At 60.0% G+C, this 1,371-nt stretch carries 2 protein-coding genes; both read right to left on the minus strand.

Annotated features, from left to right (window positions below; genetic code table 11):
• Positions 1-18: 18 nt before the first annotated feature.
• Positions 19-303 (minus strand): hypothetical protein, encoded by a 285-nt coding sequence (locus tag U5805_RS31500; protein ID WP_322107395.1) that lies wholly within the window; start codon positions 301-303, stop codon positions 19-21.
• A gap of 154 nt (positions 304-457) precedes the next feature.
• Positions 458-619, minus strand: a complete 162-nt coding sequence (locus U5805_RS31505) for a hypothetical protein (protein ID WP_322107396.1) — start codon at positions 617-619, stop codon at positions 458-460.
• Between the last annotated feature and the right edge of the window lie 752 nt (positions 620-1,371).

The raw sequence follows: 1,371 nt of genomic DNA on the forward strand, positions 1-1,371 counted from the left end.
CAGGGCAAGCCGTGGCGCTTACTCGCCGGCCGGGGCTTGTGCCGGCTTTGCCGGATGCTTCTTGTGGTGGTGGTGAGGGTGAGTGCGCTTGTGCGGGGCACTGTCCGGGACCGCGTGCGCGTCCTGTTCGACGACCTGCGGCTGCGCCTGGGCGTCCCGTGCATGTTGCTCGATCTGCGAAACCACATTGGCGTCGTGGGTCGTGACGATGCCGTTTTCCGGCGTCTGTGCCGATGCCGCGGCTGCCACGAACAGCGAAGCGAGCAGCGCAAAGGAGATTTTCTTCATGGTGTTGTTCTTCACGTTGATTACGATTGCGTACCGTCGAGCCAAAAAAGGCTCATGGCGCGTCCGGATTATCCCCTGTCGCTTGGGTAAAAAGTGTCAAGGAAATTTAGGTCATCCATCTTTTTGCCACGAAGCGTGACCGGCCTCATTCATTCCAAACAACGCGTCTTCAGGCCGCCAATCCTTCGGACCCGTAGCGGGCGAGCGTCGTCTTTCCAAAGCGCTCGATCCGCACCTGTCTCGAACGCGCATGAGGCAAATTCAGCGCCGTCGCCCACGAGAAATCGATAATCCGCCCCCTGACGAGCGGCCCACGATCGTCGATGCGCACGACGACTGACCTTTCAGGTCGCAAGCGCCGTGACGTGCACCTAGGTGCCAAGCGGCAGCCTGCAATGGGCAGCCGTCAGCGCGCCACCGTTATAGCGTTCTTCACTGGCCGTCCGGCGTCCCTGGAACTTCGACGTAGGATGCCTCACCTGACTGCGGCATGCTGCCCGCGCGGGAGCGGCTCGCCACCGTCGTTGCGTCCGCATCGTCTGGTCGTTCGGTTGCAGCGTCCCGGGCCTCTGCGCGCCTGAAGAAAGTGCAGAGTCGGTGGTCGTAGCCTCTCGGCGGTGGGTGGTCGTGCGCAAACTGCGCGCACGCGGTGAACAGGCTACAGATCCCAGTATTTCCCGATAGCGTGACGACAGCACGATAAAAGCCCGTCAACGAAAAGCCGTTCAGCAGTCTCAAAAGAATGTGCGTTGGCGACCTGGCGGGTGACGAAACACCTTTGACTGTTACTTGCATTTCAACTGAGGACAGCGCACGAAGAGCTTTTGTTCCCTGACAAGAAATGACATTTCGAAGGGCTCCGAACCATTGCTCTGACAAATAGCGGCAGGTATAAGGGAGAGATAGCCTGTAAAAGGGCATCACCACGGCTCGTCCTTTCTTTGCTGCCCATCCATGCGGGCCGTGTCTCCACGTCAACAGCAGGGAGGCGACGCCTATGGCGCAATTGCAGACGGCATTGCAGGATATTCCGGGGAGGCAGGCGTACTTTCTGGAAGTGCCCGGCACCGCAAGCTCGGCAGG

Origin of the sequence: Paraburkholderia sp. J41 (genome assembly GCF_905220235.1) — a bacterium.
In the GTDB taxonomy this organism is placed as follows: Bacteria; Pseudomonadota; Gammaproteobacteria; order Burkholderiales; family Burkholderiaceae; genus Paraburkholderia.